The 20458-nt window shown below is 57.1% G+C and carries 19 protein-coding genes; 5 read left to right on the top strand and 14 right to left on the bottom strand.

Annotated elements, in window-relative coordinates:
- Positions 1–8 precede the first annotated feature (8 nt).
- From ACR3EM_RS18155 to ACR3EM_RS18100, 12 genes are all read right to left on the bottom strand, one after another.
- A complete protein-coding gene (locus ACR3EM_RS18155) occupies positions 9–743 on the bottom strand; it encodes an SDR family NAD(P)-dependent oxidoreductase (protein ID WP_480472043.1) in 735 nt (244 codons plus the stop codon).
- A complete protein-coding gene (locus ACR3EM_RS18150) occupies positions 740–1471 on the bottom strand; it encodes an SDR family NAD(P)-dependent oxidoreductase (protein ID WP_480472042.1) in 732 nt (243 codons plus the stop codon). The genes ACR3EM_RS18155 and ACR3EM_RS18150 overlap by 4 nt, the downstream gene beginning before the upstream one ends.
- Before the next feature lie 3 nt (positions 1472–1474).
- Positions 1475–2599, bottom strand: coding sequence for a mandelate racemase/muconate lactonizing enzyme family protein (locus ACR3EM_RS18145; protein WP_480472041.1), 1125 nt, complete (start codon positions 2597–2599; stop codon positions 1475–1477).
- Positions 2596–3690 carry an alcohol dehydrogenase family protein gene (locus ACR3EM_RS18140; RefSeq protein ID WP_480472040.1) on the bottom strand — a complete coding sequence of 365 codons (1095 nt, stop codon included), beginning with the start codon at positions 3688–3690 and terminating at the stop codon, positions 2596–2598. Before ACR3EM_RS18140 ends, ACR3EM_RS18145 begins: the two co-directional genes overlap by 4 nt.
- A gap of 10 nt (positions 3691–3700) precedes the next feature.
- Positions 3701–4804, bottom strand: coding sequence for a mandelate racemase/muconate lactonizing enzyme family protein (locus ACR3EM_RS18135; RefSeq protein WP_480472039.1), 1104 nt, complete (start codon positions 4802–4804; stop codon positions 3701–3703).
- Between the two features lie 32 nt (positions 4805–4836).
- On the bottom strand, positions 4837–5388 hold the full coding sequence (locus tag ACR3EM_RS18130) for a TetR/AcrR family transcriptional regulator (RefSeq protein WP_480472038.1): 552 nt from the start codon (positions 5386–5388) through the stop codon (positions 4837–4839).
- Between the two features lie 176 nt (positions 5389–5564).
- Positions 5565–6296 (bottom strand): type 1 glutamine amidotransferase, encoded by a 732-nt coding sequence (locus ACR3EM_RS18125; RefSeq protein WP_480472037.1) that lies wholly within the window; start codon positions 6294–6296, stop codon positions 5565–5567.
- 166 nt (positions 6297–6462) lie between these two features.
- Complete coding sequence (locus ACR3EM_RS18120) at positions 6463–7803, bottom strand: glutamine synthetase family protein (protein WP_480472036.1); 1341 nt, start codon at positions 7801–7803, stop codon at positions 6463–6465.
- On the bottom strand, positions 7800–8618 hold the full coding sequence (locus ACR3EM_RS18115) for an ABC transporter permease (protein WP_480472035.1): 819 nt from the start codon (positions 8616–8618) through the stop codon (positions 7800–7802). Before ACR3EM_RS18115 ends, ACR3EM_RS18120 begins: the two co-directional genes overlap by 4 nt.
- On the bottom strand, positions 8615–9511 hold the full coding sequence (locus ACR3EM_RS18110) for an ABC transporter permease subunit (protein WP_480472034.1): 897 nt from the start codon (positions 9509–9511) through the stop codon (positions 8615–8617). Before ACR3EM_RS18110 ends, ACR3EM_RS18115 begins: the two co-directional genes overlap by 4 nt.
- A gap of 12 nt (positions 9512–9523) precedes the next feature.
- On the bottom strand, positions 9524–10663 hold the full coding sequence (locus ACR3EM_RS18105; RefSeq protein WP_480472033.1) for an ABC transporter ATP-binding protein: 1140 nt from the start codon (positions 10661–10663) through the stop codon (positions 9524–9526).
- A 72-nt stretch (positions 10664–10735) separates the two neighbouring features.
- Positions 10736–11824: a polyamine ABC transporter substrate-binding protein gene (locus ACR3EM_RS18100; RefSeq protein WP_480472032.1), complete on the bottom strand. Its 1089-nt coding sequence runs from the start codon at positions 11822–11824 to the stop codon at positions 10736–10738.
- Between the two features lie 140 nt (positions 11825–11964).
- Between ACR3EM_RS18100 and ACR3EM_RS18095 the strand changes: the two genes are divergently transcribed.
- The 5 genes from ACR3EM_RS18095 to ACR3EM_RS18075 all read left to right on the top strand — a co-directional run bounded on the left by ACR3EM_RS18095 (position 11965) and on the right by ACR3EM_RS18075 (position 18375).
- Positions 11965–12615 carry a GntR family transcriptional regulator gene (locus ACR3EM_RS18095; protein WP_480472031.1) on the top strand — a complete coding sequence of 217 codons (651 nt, stop codon included), beginning with the start codon at positions 11965–11967 and terminating at the stop codon, positions 12613–12615.
- Positions 12616–12737: 122 nt separating this feature from the next.
- The gene (locus ACR3EM_RS18090; RefSeq protein ID WP_480472030.1) at positions 12738–14117 is read left to right on the top strand and encodes a glutamine synthetase family protein; all 1380 of its coding nucleotides are present in this window, start codon (positions 12738–12740) and stop codon (positions 14115–14117) included.
- 14 nt (positions 14118–14131) lie between these two features.
- Entirely contained in the window at positions 14132–15526 is a 1395-nt protein-coding gene (locus ACR3EM_RS18085; protein WP_480472029.1) for an aspartate aminotransferase family protein, read from the top strand.
- Positions 15527–15539: 13 nt separating this feature from the next.
- Positions 15540–16841 carry an NAD(P)/FAD-dependent oxidoreductase gene (locus ACR3EM_RS18080; protein ID WP_480472028.1) on the top strand — a complete coding sequence of 434 codons (1302 nt, stop codon included), beginning with the start codon at positions 15540–15542 and terminating at the stop codon, positions 16839–16841.
- Between the two features lie 199 nt (positions 16842–17040).
- Entirely contained in the window at positions 17041–18375 is a 1335-nt protein-coding gene (locus tag ACR3EM_RS18075; RefSeq protein ID WP_480472027.1) for an NAD(P)/FAD-dependent oxidoreductase, read from the top strand.
- A 131-nt stretch (positions 18376–18506) separates the two neighbouring features.
- On the opposite strand, the gene speB is transcribed toward ACR3EM_RS18075, so the two are convergent.
- On the bottom strand, positions 18507–19472 hold the full coding sequence (speB, locus tag ACR3EM_RS18070; protein ID WP_480472026.1) for an agmatinase: 966 nt from the start codon (positions 19470–19472) through the stop codon (positions 18507–18509).
- 349 nt (positions 19473–19821) lie between these two features.
- The gene (locus ACR3EM_RS18065; protein WP_480472025.1) at positions 19822–20424 is read right to left on the bottom strand and encodes a helix-turn-helix domain-containing protein; all 603 of its coding nucleotides are present in this window, start codon (positions 20422–20424) and stop codon (positions 19822–19824) included.
- Between the last annotated feature and the right edge of the window lie 34 nt (positions 20425–20458).

The raw sequence follows: 20458 nt of genomic DNA, 5'->3' as shown, positions 1-20458 counted from the left end.
CCCAGTTCTCAGGGCAGGCTCAGCTTTGCCATCCGTCCACCGTCGACCGTGTAGATTTGGCCGGTAATAAACCCGCTTTCATCTGCTGCGAGGAACGCAGCCAGCGCAGCGACCTCTTCGGGTTTTCCGGTCCGGGCAACCGGATGGATTTTTCCGATGTCGCGGCGAAATGCCTTTGGGTCGGGCATGGAGTCGATAAAGTCGAGATTCAGATCGGTATCGATCCATCCCGGGGCGATGGCATTGCATCGGATGCCCTCATGCCCATGATCGATGGCAACGGCGCGCGTTAGCCCGTGCAACCCTGCTTTCGAGGCGCAATAAGCCGCGTGGCCGGGATTGCTGCCTAGCCCTTCGATGGACCCGGTATTGACAATGCTGCCCCGCGTCTTCCGCAGATGGGGCAGGGCAGCCCGGATCATCAGGAATGGTGTAGTCAGGTTGACGGTCAAGGTTCTCTGCCAGTCTTCCAGGCTCATATCCTCGACGCAGGCCTCTTGCATCATCCCCGCGTTGTTGATCAGAACATCCAATTGCCCTGTGCGAGCGATCACCTCTACCACCACCTGACCGGGAGAGTTGGGGTCGGTGAAGTCGGCTGCGATCCCCTCGAACCTGTCATCGTTGCCGCGTTGCGCCGTAATCACGCGCGCACCTTCCTCGGCCAACCGAACCGCGATGGCTTGCCCGATCCCGGAGCGGCCACCTGTGACCAGAGCTACCTTGCCGTCAAAGCGCCTCATGCAACCGGCTTCCCGCCATTGACCTCGACCAGCGTGCCGCACATATAGCGCGCCGCATCTGAAGCGAGGAACAGAACAACATCCGCGATGTCCTCAGGTTCGGCAATCCGTCCCAAAGGAACGGTCTTGCCCAGCTCAGTCACCGCCTCGTCGGGGTCGAACCCACGTTTGGCGAAGCCCGAGCGCAGCATTGGTGTGTTCACCTCATTCGGGCAGACGGCGTTGATGCGAATACCCTGATGCGCGTGGTCCATCCCCATGCATTCGGTCAGCGAGGCAATCGCTGCCTTGGTCATGCAATAGAGCGCATGGTTCGGCCCCGGAGCCTTGCCACCCCAGCACGATGCAGTGTTGACGATGGCCCCGCCGCCCGTCTCAGCCATCAATGGGATGGCGGCGCGGCAGACCCGGAACGGAGCTTCGACATTCACGCCCATGGACAGCGCCCAATCCGCATCCGAGGTCTCGGTGACGGGCCCCCGCGTGATCACACCGGCATTGTTTATGACGATATCCAGCCCACCCAAAGCCTGACGTGCCTTGGCGGCCAGTTGGTCGCAATAGGTTGGTTCGAGCAGATCGCCGGGCAGATGGGCATCCGCTTCAATGCCGTCGGTGCACCGATCAGCGACTGCCACCTGCGCACCCTGTGCGCGCAGCTGTTTGACGATGGCTTGCCCAATGCCACCGGCCGCACCAGTGACCAGCGCTTTCTTACCCTGAAACACGTCTTACTCCTCCCAGCTTGCAGCGGCTTGTCCCAGCAGGTCCCGGTGCATCGTCACGCCGAGGCCCGGCAAATCGGGCGGCAGGACACCGCCGTTTTGGATAGGGGCGTTGAAAGCTCCGGTCTGGATCGTCACCATATCACGCGGGTCCAGCACGCAGCGTAACAGGCGTTCAGGGACGGTCGCACCCATGTGGAAGATTGATGCGGCAGAGAGCGTCGATCCCACGGTGTCCTGTACGCTGATCGTCAACCCAGCTGCGCGGCAGATATCACGCTGGCGGCGCGCGGGGGTCAGGCCTCCCGCCTTTGAGATTTTCAGCCCGATGCCATCGGCCACGTCCAGCGCGACCAGCTTGGCAATATCGCCGTCGTCCTGCGCCAGCTCGTCCAGAATGATCGGAACATTGCAGCGCTGGCGCAAAGACACGGTCTCGCGCCATGTGGCACAGGGGGCCTCCAGCACAAAATCCAGCCCGTTCGGAAGTGCACGTAACATCCGCAAGGCTGTTTCAGGGATCAGGCCACCATTCGCATCTACGATGAAATATTCACCCGGCTGGCGATCTGCCAGCGCGGCCGCAATACGTTCCGCATCTAGTGCGGGCCCCCCTTCAGAATCCAGCGCGCCCACTTTGACCGAATGGCCCATATAACCCATCGCCCGATGCTCGGCGACACGGGTGCGCATATCTTCGGGCGTGCCCGCATAGATTGAGCTAATCACGGGCAACCGATTTCCTGTCGCACCACCCAGCACCTTATAGACCGGCAAGCCGACCGATTTTCCGAACAGATCCCAGCAGGCCAGATCGATCGCCGATTTCGCGTGATTGTGCCCCAGCAGAGCCTCGTCCATCGCGTCGTTGATCCGGTCCACATCGCGCGGATCGCGTCCGATCAGGTAGGGCACGATTTCTTCGATACCGGCGCGGGCGCCGCGCGCATGTGCAGCGATGTAGTTGGGGCCAAAGGGGGTGGACTCGCCCCAACCCTCGGTGCCGTCATCCGCTGTGATGCAGACGATAACACTATCAAACCCAGTATAGATGCGCCCGCCGGACAGCTCGTACGAGCCGCCCGTATAGGGCAGGTGCAGTTCAAAAAGCTCGATCGTTTTTATCTTCATGACGTCACCTGCGGCGGGATCAGCACCAGTTGCCCAGTGTGCTTCTTGGCCAGAAAATCTTCCTGAGCCTCAGCGATGTTGCGCAGCGGATAGGTCTTGGCAACGACGGGGCGAATTTCTCCGGCTTCGATGTATTTCACGAGGTTTTCGAACACGATGTCTTCCTGAAAGGTACAGCCAAAGAGCGTGAGATCTTTTAGATAAAGCGTGCGCACGTCGATCTCGCAGATGGGACCTGCAATAGCTCCGGCCGTGGCATAGCGCCCACTTCGGCGCAAAACATCCAGCAGGCTGGGCCATTGCGGACCGGCCACCAGATCGATGACGACGTCAATTGATCCTTCACCCAATTCCGCCACCAGATCGGCATTGCGATCCAGGATACGATCAGCCCCCAGCGCCCGCACCGCTTCAGCCTTCGCAGCCGAGCACAGCGCAACTATCTGTACGCCGCGTCGCTTTGCCAATTGCACGGCAGCCGAACCCACACCGCCCGAAGCGCCGGTGATCAGAACAGTTTCTGCCTCAACACCTGCACGATGCAGCATTCCTTCGGCGGTGGAATAGGCGCAGGGGATTGCGGCCAGTTCCACATCGTCCCAGTCACAGTTCACCGCATGGGTTTCCTGCGCAGGTGCCACGCAGAACTGGGCAAAGCCGCCGTCGCATTCGCTGCCGAGGGTCCAGCACTCGTATGGACGGTAATCTACGTAGGTTCGCAGCATGTTCCGCACGATCACGCGCTCACCGATGCGGGTGGGATCTACGCCTTCTCCAATCGCGGCGACATAGCCGCAGACATCCGCGCCTTGGATGCGGGGAAAGGTCAGGGGCGTGCCGGACCAACTGGCGTCGCTATCATCAACCGTGTCAAAGCCCGAGGCCCCGCCTGTGTTTGTATCCTCGGTCACCGCCTTGGAGTACCAGCCGATCCGGGTGTTGATGTCTGTATTGTTCACACCCGCTGCTGCGACCCGGATCAGGACCTCACCGAGACCGGGTTGCGGGACGGGTATGTCGGACCGGTAGTCTAGCATCTCGATACCGCCATGACCGGTCAACAGGACGGCGTGCATGGTTTCGGGGATCATGAAGCTCTCCTTAGAACGAAGCGACTGGCGTGCCGAATTTGGTCTCATCCGGGATGATGCCCAGGCCCGGTCCAGTCGGGCACTGAATATGGCCGCCTACAATGGAGATGCCGTTTTCGGGATCATAGTTGCCTTCGATATAAGGTGCGGCGAGCCATGCGCCTTCCATCAGGGTGGGGCGAACAGTTGCTGCAATCTGAGTGCAGGCAGCCGCGATGATGTCGCCGCCCCAGCTGTCATCGCAGGTATGTGGCAGGTTGCGGGCTTCGCAGATATCCCGGAACGTTCGCATATGTTGCAGGCCACCTATGCGTGTCACCTTCATGCCAAACCCGTCGACCAGCCCTGTTCCGGCGGCAGAGATCACAGTGTTCAGGTCAACGCTGTTTTCATCCATATAGATGCCATGGGTGACTTGCGGGCGGATTTTCTGCAGGTCCTGATAGGTGTTGCAGGGTTGTTCCATGATGAACGGGATGTCGGGGCATTCCCGGCTGACGCGCAGGGCGTCGCGGGTGGTCCAGCCCCGGTTGCCATCCACGGCAAGGCGCATACCGGTTCCGCCGATGACTTCCCAGACTTTGCGGATGGTTTCGATATCGATCTCGACGGGGCGTCCGCCGACCTTGATCTGCAGGCGGGGATAACCCTCGGCCAGCTTCTCTTTGGCGAGACCTGCGATATCGTCTGGCGCGCCTACACCCGTAGCGTAGTAGGATGGTACCCGATCTGTCTGCGCCCCACCCAGCAGGTCGGCAACATTGACGTCCAGTCTTTTGCCGATCAGGTCATGGGCGGCAATGTCGATGGCCGCTTTGGCATAGTTGTGCCCATTCAGCAGCCCGTTCATCCGGTGATGCAGCGCAACCGGCCAAAGGTCGGCTCCGATCAAACCTCTGGCCATCTCTGTCAGAGCGGCGCGGGCCCCACCCGCATGCGCCTCGGCATAGGTGGGACCTACTGGACAGGTCTCACCCCAGCCAGAGGTTCCATCCTCAGCCACCAGTTTGACCAGCGTAGTGTCCAGAGCCCAGACCTCGGCATTGGCCATGGTGTATGGACCGTTCTTCACCGGCAGATCATGTGCGTAGATGTGGATTTCCTTGATCTTCACGTCGGTTCCTTTGTCCTTGTCCGGGTGCCGGTCTATCTAATATCGGCAGAAGTCAGCAGCGCACGAGCGCAGCGTATCGTGGCAATGGTTGCGGGTTCGACGCCAAGCAACCGGGCGCCTTCAGTCAGCCCTTCGTGCAGAATAAACAGAGCTTCGGACAGGGCCTCGATATCGCAATCTGGTGCGACTCGTGACAGCCGTGCGCGGAACATGTCGCGGACATGCGCCTTGTGCGTTTCGACTGCCATCCGGATCGCCTGGCTTTCGGGATAGGCCGCCAGTGCGTTGCGAAACAGGCAGCCGGTGTTTGAAATCTCATGCAGCCAATCCGACAGTCGAACGAGGACATGCAGCACATGTTCTGCACCAGTTGCATCGTCCTGACCGATCCAATCAGAATAGGTCGCGTCCCTGTGCTTCAGCGCGCCTATGACCATCGCCTCGCGGCTGGGGAAGTATTTGTAAAGCGTCCGCAGCGAAACGTTTGCACCTTCGCGCAGCGCTTCTACACCTTGCGTCGCAAAGCCCATCTCAGAGAACTGTCGGTCCAGGTTTTCCGCGATCTGATGCTGTGTGTCGTTCATGAGATCATGGTAGAGTGATCGTTCTACCTTTGACTTGAAGAATTACGACACGGACCTCTACGCGACCGACAAGAGAACCGCTTCAACACGGCAGGTTTTCTGGGCTCGGCAGCGCGATGCAGTTGGTCATCCAGAAGGTACGCAAGATCGCCGCTTGGCGTTTCAGACTTGTATCGTCAGGCTGGTGTTTTTTGCTTCAACAGATAATCACGCACCACACCGGCCAGCATCGAGCGGTTGTCTTCAATCGCCATATTGCGTTGACCCTTATCGGCTTCTTCATCCGTGAGAACAGTGCCGCGCCGGGTCTCCAGCAGATCGCTGGCGTAAGCTTTTGCGAATTCCGGATGGCCCTGCACAGTCACGGCAAAGCCGGGATACCACAGCGCGCCGTTCTCGCAGAATTCGGTTGATGCGATGGTCACCGCACCTTCGGGTTTCTCTTCGACCTGATCCTGATGATAGGCTTGGATGGCAATCTTATTGGGTGCCTCGCCCAGTTCGGTCGGCCAGTCGGCAGTGGTTGGATACTCATGCACACCAAGGCCCCAACCTTTGTTGGATTTGCGTACCACTCCACCCAGGGCCTGCGCGATGATCTGGTGGCCGAAGCAAATGCCGAACATCAACCTGCCGGCGTCGCGCGTATTGCGAATGAACTCTTCCAGCGGCGGGATCCAGGCGTGATCCTCATAGGCGCCGAACTTTGATCCGGTGATCACCCAGAGATCGGCCTCTGCCGGGCTGGCAGGAAATTCCTCGTCCAGAACGGCATAAGAAATGAATTCGGCATCCACATCGCCAAGCCATTGCTGCACCATGCCGGGATAGTCGCCATGTACCGGGGCCAGCGTTTCGGGCGGTCGGCCGGTTTCAAGGATACCAATGCGAATTCTGTGATCGCTCATCATACTCTCCTGACCGGCAGCCCATACCATGCATAGATCAGCGTGAACATCGCAGGTTGAAAGTGTTCCGGTTCAAATTTTCGAAAGGGTAGAATCATTACATCTGGGGCTTGGGGGCCGCGTTCAATATCTGCGCTGCATCGCATCTCTGCAAACAGTTGCGTGGTTACAACCGGCTGAGGTAATAGGTATATTCTGCGGGTGTGATGGGATCCTGAATGGCAGCGATCTCATTCCGTTTCACGGTCGCGTAGAGATTGCGATAATCGCCAAATATGTCCTGCGCAATTGATGAGGCCTCGAAACGTGCAACTGCGGATAGCCAGTCATGATCCAGCGGATTGGCCGGCACGCATTCGGGGTCATCCAGTGGGCGCTGCAAGGCAGGCGCATTCTCAAGACCATGCATCATGCCACCCAGAATGGCGGCCATAGCGAGGTAGGGGTTTGTGTCCGCGCCGCTGATCCGATGCTCCAGACGCGCGCTCGGGCCGTTGGTTTCGGGTAGGCGGACCGAGGCAGCCCGGTTGTCCAGACCCCAGTCAGGTGCCGCCGGGGCGAAGCTGTTGGGGCGGAACCGGCGATAGGAATTGCCATGAGGCGCAAAGATGGCCTGCAGGTCGCGCATGCTGTCCACCACACCTGCCACAGCGTTGCGCAGGGTCTGCGAAATTTGTTCCCCGTCGCCCGGCGTGAAGATGTTGTTGCCGCCCTTGTCCACGACCGACGCATGCACATGCATCCCATTACCGGGGTAATCCAGATAGGGCTTGGCCATAAAGGTGGCCTCGAACCCGTGGCTGGCGACAACACCGCGTACCAAACGGCGGAACAGGATCGCGGTTTCGGCTGCTTCCAATACGTCGTCTGTATGGTGAAAGTTGATCTCGAATTGGCCGGGGCCATATTCTGCGATCAGGGTGTCGGTGGCCAAGCCCTGAGCTGCGCTGGCAGACAGGATATCGTTCAGGATCGCTTCGCGCCGCGCCAGAAGTTCCATGTCGTAATTCTGGGCGTCAGGGCTGAAAGCGGGTGGGGTAGGTGCCTCGAACCGTTCATTGCGGGCGCGCAGGACGTAGAACTCCAACTCGGTTGCAACGACCGGGCGCCAACCTTTTTCATCAAATCGGTTCCAGACCGAGCGGAGAATCTCGCGCGGGGAATGCGGGCTGATGTTTCCCTGCATATCGGTCATTTCCACCAGGACCTGAGCCACGTTTCCGTTAAGCCATGGGGCTGGACGCAGAGTGCCTTTGACAGGTGTCAGAAGGCCGTCGGGGTCGCCGACCTCAATGCCAAGACCGGTATTTTCGACTTCATTGCCCATGATCGCGGGTGCGTAAGTCGAAAGGGGTAGACGAACGGCCCCTTTCTCCAGTTTTCCCACGTCATCGCCGGGCAACCATTTCCCTCTCAGGACCGCATTGATGTCGCATAACAGCAATTCGATCCTGTCGGGGGTGCCATGAGTTTGACAATGATCTGCATATTCTTTGGCAAAACTCATGCTGCTTGCTCCGCCATTTGTTCTTCTTTCTGGCGCTTTCTGATCGCTTGTTTGTTCAGAAGAGATGCAGTGATCGTGCCGACGGTGACCAAGCAAATCAGAATTGTCGACAGCGCGTTTATCTCGGGGCTCACGCCCAGACGGACCGAGCTGAAGATCTTGATCGGCAATGTGGTCGACGACGGGCCAGCCACGAACGAAGCGATCACCAGATCGTCCAGCGACAAGGTCAAGGCAAGCAGCCAGCCAGAAATGACCGCCGGGGCAATGATCGGCAGCGTCACCGATCTGAACGCATCGAAGGGAGTACAGCCCAGATCGAGCGCCGCCTCTTCCACGGACCGGTCAAAGCTGACCAGACGCGAGCTGACAACGACAGACACGTAACACATCGAAAATGTGGTGTGCGCCAGAACGATCGTCAGGATACCGCGATCCAGCCCGATCGAGATGAAGAGCAGCAGCAATGACAGTCCGGTGATCACCTCGGGCATCACAAGCGGCGCATAGATCATGCCCGAAAACAGGGTGCGTCCAAAAAACCGCCCTCCGCGCACCAGTACGTAGGCCGCCATCGTGCCCAATACAGTCGCCGCGATAGAGGACGCGAGCGCAACCTTTAGTGTCACGATGGCAGCATCAAGGAACGCCTCGTTTCTGAAGACCTCTCCGTACCATTTGGTCGAAAATCCGCCCCAGACGGTGACAAGCCGCGATTCATTGAAGCTGTAGATGATCAGGATGATCATCGGCAGGTACAGAAATGCAAACCCAAGCGTAAGCGAGGTCGCGTTGAACCATGTCAAACGTCTCATTGCTCGGACTCCATCATCTTTTGCTCGTTGCGCTGATAGAGGACGATCGGGATGATCAGGATCAGCAACAAGACCACAGCCACAGCGCTTGCCACTGGCCAGTCGCGGTTCGAGAAGAACTCTTCGAACAGAACCTTACCGATCATCAGCGTTCCGGACCCGCCCAGAAGCGATGGGATGACAAACTCACCCAGAGCCGGGATGAACACGAGGAAGCATCCCGCGATGATGCCGGATTTCGACAAGGGAACCGTGATCAGCCAAAACGCTGATGTGCGCGAGCAGCCAAGGTCTTCTCCGGCTTCAAGCAGTGATCCATCCAGCTTTTCCAGCGTTGAATAGATTGGTAGGATCATGAACGGGCAGTAGGTGTAGACGATACCGATATAGACCGCCCAATTGGTGTTCAGGATCGTCAGCGGTTCACCGATCATACCCAGCCACATCAGAAATTGATTCAGCAGCCCTTCCTGACTCAGGATTCCCATCCAGGCATAAACGCGGATCAGAAAGCTGGTCCAGAACGGCAGGATCACCAGCATCATCAGGGTCGGGCGCCATTCGTCCGGGGCATTGGCCATCGCGTAGGCAATCGGAAAGCCTATCAACAGGCACAGGAAGGTCGATATCGCCGCGATCCGAAGGCTGGACAGGTAGCTTTTCCAATAAAGATCGTCTGTGGTCAGGAACACAAAGTTCTCGAAATCCAGTTCCGAGAAGAACTCTTTTATCGCGCTCCAGCCGCCCGCCAAATCCAGAGTCGGTGTGTATGGGGGTATCGCGAGCGCGATATCGGACAGGGAGATTTTGAGAACGATCCCGAACGGGATCAGGAACAGCACCAACAGCCATATGTAGGGCACTGAAATCAGGAACAAACGCCTATAGTTCATGTCTCGTCCCCGTTACCGATCCAGCACGATGCCGGCTGTTTCGGTCCAGGACAGCCAGACCTCATCGTCCCAGGTGAGATCCCGTCGGGCGATACGACGATTATTTGCTGTTTGCGCTTTCACCATTGCGCCGTTGGGCAGCTCAACCTTGTAGGTCGAAATATTGCCGAGATATGCAATGTCATGGACCTTGCCCTGAACCACATTGGTGCGGCCATCCGGGCGTTCTTTGCTGATCGCCACTTTCTCGGGTCGGATGGCGAAGGTGCATCGGGCTTCAAGCTCGGGTGCGTGCGGGCATTCAGCGACAAGTGGGGCCTGTCCTTCGGACCAGTGAAGCTCGGTCTTGCCGTCTCCTCGAGGTTTGGCGTTTCCTTCGATCAGGTTCACGTCGCCAATGAAATCCGCCACATAAACCGAATTTGGAGTTTCGTAGATGCGATCTGGAGTTTCGACCTGCACCAGTTCGCCATGGTTCATGACTGCAATGCGACTGGCGACCGTCATTGCTTCTTCCTGATCGTGCGTGACGATTACGAAGGTGGTGCCAGTCTGCTCCTGAATGTCCATTAGTTCGAATTGGGTGTCCTGGCGCAGTTTCTTGTCCAGCGCGCCCAGTGGTTCGTCCAATAAAAGCAGCTTGGGCGCCTTGGCCAACGATCGAGCCAACGCGACCCGCTGTCTCTGACCGCCAGAGATCTGATGTGGTTTTCGTTTGGCAAATTTGCCAAGCTGAACGAGGCTCAGCATTTCCTCTACTCGCGCGGCAATCTGATCCTTTGGCATCTTGTCGCGTTTCAGTCCGAACGCGATGTTATCCCAGACCGAAAGATGTGGGAAAAGGGCGTAGCTTTGGAACATCATGTTCACAGCGCGCTTGTTTGGGGGGGTGCTAGCCATGTCCTGACCATCAATCGTGATTACACCTTTTGTGGGTGTCTCAAAACCGCCCAGCATCCGCATCAGAGTTGTCTTGCCGCAACCCGAAGGGCCAAGCAATGCAAAGAATTCCTTGCGGTAAATATCCAGTGTGATGTCGTTGATCGCGGCGAATGCGCCAAAATTCTTGGTCACCGACTTAAACGAAATCAGTGGGGTTTCATCCGCATCTGTCCAGGGTGCAAAGACCGATGCGCTTGCCGGTTGGTTCATACTGAGTCCCTCCTTACGGAAACCGCCCGGCCCAGGTTTGGGTCGAGCGGTCCGGATTGATCACAGGCTGTATCAGGTGCCCGATTTGATCTTGGTCCACAAACGGGTCACGACCCGCTGTGTTTTCGCCGGGTAGGGCGTCGTGATGTAGAGGTTCTGCATGGTTGCTTCATCCGGATAGATCGCCGGATCTCCGATCACGTCCTCTTCCAGGAACTCTTGCGAGGCTTTGTTGCCGTTAGCGTAGTAAACGTAGTTCGAAGCGGCGGCCATGTTGTTGGCGTCCAGGATGAAGTTCAAGAACTTATGCGCAGCTTCCGGGTTCGGCGCATCTGCAGGGATGGCCATCTGGTCGAACCACATCAGCGAGCCTTCGGCGAACGGGTGATATTCGATCTCAACCCCGTTTTCGGCCTCGGCGGCACGGTCACGGGCCTGCAAGACATCACCCGACCAGCCCACGGCGACACAGATATCGCCATTGGCCAGCGCGTTGATGTATTCCGAGCTGTGGAATTTTTGGACATAAGGGCGCACAGCGGTCAGAAGTTCTTCGGATTTGGCGATGACGTCGGTGTCATGGCTATCCGGGTTCTCTCCGATATACTGTAGCGTCATCGGGATGATTTCAGTTGGTGCATCCAGAAAATGAACACCGCACTCGGCCAGTTTCTCCATATTCTCGGGTTTCAGGACCAGATCCATGCTGTTGAGCGCCACATCTTCGCCCAGCACTTCTTTGACCTTGCCCACATTCACGCCAAGCCCAGTGGTTCCCCACATGTAGTTGATCGAGTGAGCATTGTCCGGGTCATAGCCCGAAGTTCGATCCTGAATAACATCCCAAAGATTGCCTGAGTTCGACAATTGCGACTTGTCCAGAGGTTGGAACGCGCCGGCCTGAATCTGGCGTTGCAGGAAGGTGCCGGTTGGCACAACCACATCGTAACCCGAACCGCCAGCCAGCATCTTGGTTTCTAGAACTTCGTTGCTGTCAAATACGTCATAGATCAGATCTATTCCGGTTTCTTCTTCGAATTTGGTCAAAAGCTCTTCGTCTATGTAATCTGACCAGTTGTACACGCGCACTTCACTCGCCCACGCGGTTTGTGCCGCGACTGCCGCAATGACGAACAGCGCACTCGACTTATGCTTTAGCATTCTTTTCTCCCCATCTGTCGGTACTGCGTTGCAATTTTGATCAAAATATGATTCTTTGCAAGCGCCTCGTCAAAATTTGATAATTTTATGATGGTGAACTAGGTTTCGATGCACGAATTGACAGGAGCGAAAAGAGAAGAATGAACCGGTTGACAGGCAGAAAGCCGGAGCACGAAACGATCTACGTTCAGATCAAGGAAATGATCTTGTATGGTGAATTTGTGCCCGGACAGCCGCTTACCATTCATGGTCTTGCCGAGGCGATAGGGGCCGGGGTAACGCCTGTAAGGGAATCGATCCGACGATTGACCGCCGAGGGCGCATTGGTGGCGCAAGAAAACCGTCGGGTGGAAGTTCCGGTCATGAGTGTCCATCGCTTGCAGCAGATCGAATTGGTTCGAATGTCAGTCGAGCCGAACCTTGCGGTTATGGCGGCTGAAAACTTCAAAGAATATCAAATAAGTGAGTTAGAACAGATAGATGCCATGGTTGACCGAGCCATTGAGGCTGGCGACATAAGAAGATATCTCGAGGCAAACTATCAGTTTCATTTCAAGCTGTATTCCGCTGCCGACGCTCAGATTCTGCAGCGAATTGCAGAGTCGCTTTGGCTGCAGATCGGGCCGTCATTGCGTGTCGTTTGCGGTCGCTCCGGGACAGCGAACCTGTTGGACCACCACCGCGAGGCGACTGAAGCGCTGCGAGGAGGAGACCCGGAAAAGGTCAGAACCGCTATTGAGCGAGATATCAGCCAGGGCATGGATTTTGTTCGCCAAACCCTTCCGGCTTAGCGTGATTTAAGTCGCTTGTTTCTGGCTGGTGAAACGTGGTGATTGACTATCATCTCAGATTTGATCAAAACTGTTTGCGTTGAAGAAGGTATCGCTTGTTTAGCGGTGTCGCGGAGGTTTTGATGAAAAATGCGAACAGTGATCACTGGCAGGAGAACCTGTCGGATGAATTCATGGCATACGCACAGGGGCGCAAAATCGATGAGGTCGAATGCATTGTGCCGGACCTTGCAGGGACCTCGCGTGGCAAGGCGATGCCCGCCATCAAGTTCAGGCCGGAAGAGGACCTCGCACTTCCGATCTCGCTCTTTTATCAGACGATTTCGGGTGAGTATGTCGATATGGAAATCGAGAACCAGTGGCTTGAAAAGGATATCGTGCTGTGCCCGGATATGAGCACGGCCTGCTCGGTTCCCTGGTCGGGTGACGATGTGTCGGTTCAGGTCATCTGTGACATGTTCAACCGCGATGGCTCGGCGCTGAGCGTCGCACCGCGCAACGTGTTGAAACGCGTGATGCAGGCGTATCGCGACAAAGGCTGGGCACCGATCATCGCGCCAGAGCTCGAGTTCTATCTTACCAAACCCAATCTCGACCCGAATGAGGAGATCGAGCCACCACTGGGCCGGACTGGCCGTAAAGGTGCGAGCCGTCAGGTTTATTCGATGGCCGCAGTCGATGAATATGGGGCGGTGATCGACACCATTTACGACTATGCCGAACTACAGGGCCTCGAGATTGATACCGTCATTCAGGAAGGCGGCGCGGGGCAGATTGAAATCAATCTGATGCATGGTGATCCAGAGCGTTTGGCCGATCAGGTGTTCTACTTCAAGCGCACGATCAGGGAAGCGGCGCTGAAAAACGGTGTCTTTGCCACTTTCATGGCAAAGCCGATCCGGGACGAACCCGGCAGTGCCATGCATGTCCACCAAAGTGTGATCGACACGACGAGCGGCAGGAATATCTTTTCGAACGAAGATGGCTCTGCCTCGGACCTGTTCCGTTGGTTCATCGGCGGATCGCAACATTATATGATGCAGGTTGTTCCGCTGCTGGCGCCCTATGTCAACTCGTACCGCCGGATTACGGTCGATGGCCAAAGCGCGCCAGCCAACCTGGAGTGGGCGCGCGACAACCGTACGACCGGTCTGCGTATACCGCATTCCAGCCCTGCTGCGCGTCGACTTGAAAACCGGGTCATCGGGATGGACTGCAACCCCTACATCGCCATCGCCACGTCGCTGGCCTGCGGGTATCTGGGGATGATGAACAAGATCGAGCCACGCGCCGAAGCCAAGCAGGAAGTCTGGGAGGCGGAAGAGCCGCTGCCTGCCAGCCTGCGTGAGGCGCTTGACCAGTTCGATGATGCAACCGAAATCCGTTCGGTCCTGGGTGAGGAATTCTGCCAGCTCTATGCAGATATCAAACGCGCTGAAAACGAAGAATACCAGCGCGAAATCTCACCCTGGGAACGGCAGCACCTACTTTTGAACGTTTGATTGGAGACCCTAACATGACGGCATTCGCAAACCATCTGCCCACTGCTGAACTGCAGGCGATGGACGCTGCCCACCACCTGCATCCCTTTACCAAGGGGGATGAGTTGAATGAAAAAGGCGCCCGCGTCATTACCGGTGCAAAAGGTGTCTGGTTGCGCGACAGCGAAGGCGCCGAGATTTTGGACGGCATGGCCGGTCTCTGGTGCGTCAATATCGGTTATGGCCGGGAAGAGTTGGCCGAGGTCGCAGCACGGCAGATGAAAGAGCTGCCTTATTATAACACCTTCTTCCAGACTACACATGTCCCTGCGCTAATGCTGGCTAAGAAGCTGGCTGAGCTGGCACCCGGTGATCTGAACCATGTGTTTTTTGCCAATGGCGGCTCGGACGCCAATGACACCAACATTCGTCTGGTGCGCACTTACTGGGCCGAGAAGGGCCAGCCCGAGCGGGACGTGATCATCTCGCGCTGGAACGCCTATCACGGTTCGACCATTGGTGGCACGTCGTTGGGTGGAATGAAAGGGATGCATGAGCAGGGCAGCCCGCCGATCCCGGGCATCGAGTTCATTGATCAGCCGAACTGGTGGGCTGAAGGTGGTGACGTATCGCCCGAGGAATTCGGCCTCGAACGCGCGCGCCAATTGGAAGCCAAAATCAAAGAGGTTGGGCCGGAAAAAGTCGCGGCCTTTATCGGCGAGCCGATTCAGGGGGCGGGCGGAGTCATCGTGCCACCATCGACGTACTGGCCCGAGATTCAGCGCATCTGTAAGAAATACGATATCCTGCTGATCGTTGATGAGGTGATCTGCGGTTTTGGCCGGACTGGCAATTGGTTTGGCTCACAAACACTGGGCATCAATCCAGACATTATGACAGTAGCTAAGGGGCTCAGCTCGGGCTATGCGCCCATAGGTGCGTCGATAGTGTCGGACGAAATTGCGAAGGTTCTTGACGGGACCGAGTTCAATCATGGCTATACCTATTCCGGCCATCCTGTAGCCTGCGCCGTAGCGTTGGAGAACCTTCGTATTCTGGAAGAGGACGGGATCATCGAACACGTGCGTAACGTAGCCGCCCCTTATCTGAAGGAAAAATGGGAGGCTCTGGCCGATCATCCGCTGGTGGGCGAAACAAAGATCGTTGGAATGATGGCCTCAATTGCGCTGACCCCGGACAAGTCGACCCGTGCTCCGTTTGCGTCGGACGCTGGAACCGTTGGGTATATCTGCCGTGAACGGTGCTTTGCGAACAATGTCATCATGCGTCATGTGGGCGATCGGATGATCATTTCTCCGCCGCTGACCATTACGCTGGATGAAATCGACGTCCTGATCGAACGGGCCCGCAAATCGCTGGACGAATGTCTTGAACAGATCCGCGTGGACGGAATGTTCGAAGCGGCGTGAATGCGAGCCTCCAATGGATCTGCTGACCGCAAATGACCGGTTGGGGGAATACCCCGGCTCATACTATGCCGATGTGGCCGAAACCCTTGACCCGTTACCCCGGGCGCAGGGATCGTTGGAATGCGACGTCTGCGTTGTCGGTGCGGGATTCACGGGCCTTTCAACGGCCTATCATCTGGCGCAACGTGGCTATGACGTGATTGTGCTGGATGCACAGCGTGTCGGTTTTGGCGCATCCGGCCGCAATGGCGGTCAGGTCAGCATGGGGCAGCGCGTCGATCAGGAAGAGCTTGAAGGCATGGTCGGGGACGAGCATGCACGCCAGTTGTGGGATATTGGCGCGCAGGCTGTCGATCTGGTGCGCGAACTAACCAAGAAGGATGAGGTCCGCACCAGTTTCCACGATGGCGTGATCCACACAGTGCACCGGGAACGGTACCACAAGCACAATGTGGAATACGTCGAGCACATGAACACCAAATATGGCTATGACAAAATCCGACTTCTGGACAAGGATGAATGTCGCCATTTGGTGAACTCACCTGCCTATTACGGCGGAACGCTGGATATGGGTGCGGGTCACGTGAACCCGTTTGAGCTTGTGCTGGGTCTGGCGCGGCTGGCCGTCAAAGCAGGTGTGCGGATATTCGAACGGTCGAAAGTCAACAAGGTTCTGGAGGGTGAGCCCGCGGTGGTCAAGACCGAGGAGGCCAGCGTCAAGGCGCGCTATGTGGTTTTGGGTTGTAACGGCTATTTGGGTGAAATGCACAAACATGTGGCGCAACGTGTCATGCCGATCAACAATTTCATCGTGTCCACCGAGCCGATGGACCCGGCAGCGCAGGAAGAGATCATACGTAACAACTATGCGGTCGCTGACAGCAAGTTCGTGATCAATTATTTCCGCTTCTCTGACGACCACCGCCTGCTGTTTGGCGGCACCGAAAGCTATGGTTACCGGTTCCCGTCCGACATCGCCTCGGCGGTGCGAAAGCCGATGACCGAGATATTCCCGCAGCTGAAGGGCGCCCGCATCGATCATGCCTGGGGTGGAACGCTGGGCATTACCATGAACCGGATGCCGCATTACGAACGGATCGGAGGTAATATTCTGACGCTGTCGGGCTTCTCGGGCGCAGGCGTGGCTCTGGGTACGTTGTCGGGTCAGATAGCGGCAGAGACCATTGCAGGTCAGGCAGAGCGTTTCGACATCATGGCCAAAGTTCCGACCAAACCCTTCCCCGGCGGTCCGATGTTTCGCACACCGCTTCTGGTGCTGGCGATGCTTTGGTTCAGCCTGCGCGATAAGTTGTAGACTTTGTGCTCGACCCGCGTAGATCATGCTTTTGAGAAGCTAACAGTATGGTATGTCGGCGGTGACGGTGAAAACAGATAGGCGCATGACGCGCGGCGCGGCAAAGCGTTCCGATACCCCGATGGCAGCCGTTGGTTGCTTTGCGGTGTCCTGCCTCGCTGCGACCTGCAACATCTGCATCCGACCCGGGTAACAGCGGATGAAGAGACTTTATGAACCCCTGGCCTATGGCGATCGCCCGATCCGTGACCGGTATTGGGACAGCACGGTTGATGCGCCTATGCCTGAGTATCAGGTTCAGGCTGGTGAAACGGTGTGTGAATTCGCAATCATCGGTGGCGGCTATACCGGTCTGTCAGCGGCACTGACTCTGGCCGGGGCAGGGGCGGATGTGGTGTTGCTGGACGGGCAAGGGCCCGGCTGGGGTGCCTCTGGTCGCAATGGCGGGTTGGTCTCGGTCGGCAGTGGCAAGATGGAACACGATCAGATCGTCAAGAAATACGGCGAAGATGACGCGCGCGTGTTCTTCGATGCCGAACGTGCTTCGGTCGATTTGGTCGAGGAGTATCTGGATCGGTACAATCTGGACGTGGATCGTCATTCCAAGGGTTACACTTACGTCGCCCATCGGCCTGCCGCTGTTGAGGGGCTCAAGCAATACGGGCAACAGTATACGAACCGCTATGGGCTGCCTTATGAGTTCGTTCCAAAGGAAGAGATGGCTGCGCATGGCCTGAACAGTCCTGATTTTCACGGTGCTGTGCATCTGCCGATCGGATTTGCACTTAATCCGATGAAGTTCGTTCTAGGCCTGACCCGGCAGGCCGAAGCTGCCGGAGTGCGCATGTTTTCGCATTCTCCGGTCACAAGGATCGCGCAGGACAACGGCCATGTTCTGCATACGCCCAACGGGATTGTGCGTGCAAAGAAGCTTCTGATCGCAACCAACGGTTATTCCTCAGACGATCTTCCAATGGCATTTGCGGGTCGCTATCTGCCTGTGCAGTCGAACATTCTGGTCACTCGACCCTTGAGTGATGACGAGATCAATGCGCAGGGATGGTGGAGCGCGCAGATGGTCTGTGACACACGCACGCTGCTTCATTATTTCCGTCTGCTTCCGAACAAACGAATGCTGCTTGGCTTACGCGGTTCGGTCCGTGTAACGGAGACCAACATCGCCGCGACCGAGGCCAAAGCTCACGCTGATTTCAAGCGGATGTTTCCCGAATGGAGGCATGTGGAAATTGCGTATTTCTGGTCGGGTTTGATCTGTATGACCCGCAATCTCGTGCCCTTCGCCGGCGCGGTTCCCGGGTTGGACAACGCCTGGGCTGCGCTGGGGTATCACGGCGGTGGTGTAACGATGGCTCCTTATGCGGGCGCGCTGATCGCCGATCAGGCTTTGGGCCGTGCAACCCGACCCCATCCTGATCTGATGAAGCGCCCGATGCGCCGGTTCGAGTTTGGCTCATGGCGACGCGCCTCGCTGCCGTTGGCCTTCACGTGGTACAAGATCAAAGACAACCTTTGATCCCGCCAAGGCGCGCGCAGGATTGCAGAAAGACCCCCGAGACTTCATTCAAAGCCAGCTCAAAGACTAGGCAGGATTCCCCTGCGGTCGTGGCGAAGGCCGATCTTGGCCTCCGCTGGTTGCCGATATCTTCAGGTTCTGTTGCGGAAGATGAATCCGATGAAGTTTAGCAGCAGCTGCGCAGCCAGGATCTGGGTGCTTTCGGTCGGATCATAGGCTGGGGCAACCTCGACCAGATCGATGCCCACCACATCGCCGCGCTTGGTGAGGCCCTGCACGATTTCCAACACATCGTAGTACTGAAACCCGCCGTGGCTGGGTGTACCGGTTCCCGGCGCGATTGACGGGCAGAAGGCATCGATGTCGATGGTGACATAGTACCGCGCGCCCTCAGGGATACGATCTAGAACGCCTTCTGTCCCCAGCTTGCGTACCTGCCGCACAGAGATGATGTCCGAACCGCGCGCGCGCGCATCGTCGTACCCTTCCTTCGCGGTCGAAGACACGTTGCGAATGCCCAATTGGGTCATGCCTGAGACATAGTCTTTCTCGATAGCTCGGCGCATCGGGTTTCCGTGGCCCAGGGTCACGCCTTTACGCTCATCGACGAAATCCAGATGCGCGTCGATTTGAACGACGTGGATCGGGCCATTCTTGGCGCAATCTTCAGCGTAGGCATTGATGCAGGGGATGTTGATCGAGTGATCGCCCCCGATCGTTACCGGGATAGCACCCGCATCGAGGATCTTTTTCACCCCGAATTCGATGTTGTCGTGGCTTTCTTCGGTCTTGGTATGGATGATGTCTGCGTCGCCTATGTCGACGATGCGCACGTCCTCACCCAGATAGGTGGCGTCATCCTCGTGATCATAGGCTCCAGCATGACCAAAGCTGAACAAGGTCGATGCCTCGCGTACGGCCCGCGGGCCAAACCGTGCGCCCGGTCGGAACTGGCATCCGAAGTCGAATGGCGCACCAAGGATGGCGACATCTGCGTCGATCTTGTCCCAATTCTCGACATAAGGTTTCTTGCCGAATGTTGAAATACCGACAAAGGGTAGATTCAAGCGTCCAGATTCGTAGCCATGACCTGACATGATTTCTCCGTTTCCGAGAGTTTAGTGATGAGCCCGTTCCGGCGGGAACGAGGCGATTTGAGAGGTGGCGGACAGTAAACTGGTCGCGATCAGCATGAGGAACACCGAAAATCCCATGAGCCGTAGCGCTCGGCGCGCTGCGGACAAATGGACAAAGCATCCCTCGCGGGGCGATATCGGTTTATCGTGACAATAGATGTAGAGCATGCAGTAGGCCGAGATTAACACTACAATCGACAACTGATGCAAGATACTGGCAATAAACAATCGCGACATCGGCATGTTAGAAACCACGCCGTTGATGGCACTGGTCCTTTCAGCCCAGGTCTTACCCGATCGATGCCCCAGATCACTCCAGCGAGACCCAGAGAACTCTGGCGTCTTCTTCGCTGGTCGAGATGCAGCCGTGGCCCATGCCGCTGTCGTAATAGAGAGAGTCACCTGCTTTCATTTTCAGAGGCCGATAGTGCTCAGAAACGAATGTGAGCTCGCCACTGATCACGTACATGAACTCTTCGCCGCTATGACGGATCCAGGTCTCGAATTCTGACAAATCGCGGGCTTTGATCGTTGCGATGTAGGGCAACATGCGCTTGGTGGTCAGCTCAGGGCAAAGCAATTCGTGCAGATAGGTGGGAGTGTCCTTCATTTCGCCTTCACCTTTTGGGGTGAAATCGCGGCGTCCTGAAATTCCGGTCTGGTTGGTTTGCAGGAACAATTGCGGTGTGCTCATGTCCAACGCCTGCGTCAGCCTGCGAACAATGTCGAAGCTGGGGCGTGTCTGATTGTTTTCGATCTTGGAAAGTGTCGAGCGACCGATTCCTGCAGCCCGTCCTGCTTCTTCCAACGTCCATCCTTTTGCCCGGCGCGCATCCCGGATTGAGCGCCCCAGTGCAGCGCCTTCATCCTGTTCCTCCGGACCGGAGGCCTCGTTCGAAGTATCATCTGCCATGAAAATCCCCCTGTTTTTCTTCAGGTTACCTGTT

It is taken from the genome of Ruegeria sp. AH3, assembly GCF_056536265.1.
This window is presented reverse-complemented; position numbering and strand designations above follow the sequence as displayed.